The organism is uncultured Microscilla sp. (assembly GCF_947493425.1).
In the GTDB taxonomy this organism is placed as follows: Bacteria; Bacteroidota; Bacteroidia; order Cytophagales; family Microscillaceae; genus Microscilla.
Map to the genome: position 1 here is coordinate 1 of NZ_CANLRP010000621.1, position 275 is coordinate 275.

General features: G+C 41.8%; 1 pseudogene. It reads right to left on the minus strand.

Annotated features, from left to right (window positions below):
• Positions 1 to 275 (minus strand): annotated as a pseudogene (locus Q0954_RS34765) (IS630 family transposase); the annotation flags it as partial.

Sequence of the window (275 nt, forward strand, 5' to 3'; positions counted from 1 at the left end):
AAGGTGATTTTGTGGGCATCTGCATACACTTCTTCGGCTAAATGTTGAATGACTTCTGCATAGGTAACGGCTTTGTGATTGTCTTTGACCAATACTTCCCTCCACCCAGCCTTAGGTTCAGTGAGCATATATATATCAGCAACCCCTTTTCGTTCATATTCATAATCTTGATGAACAATCCCCTGATCATCGGTAAACCCCTGAGTAGTTTGAGCAATTAATTGCTTAGGCGATTCATCCAGGTTAACTACTGGATTTGCTGGGTTATAAGGACG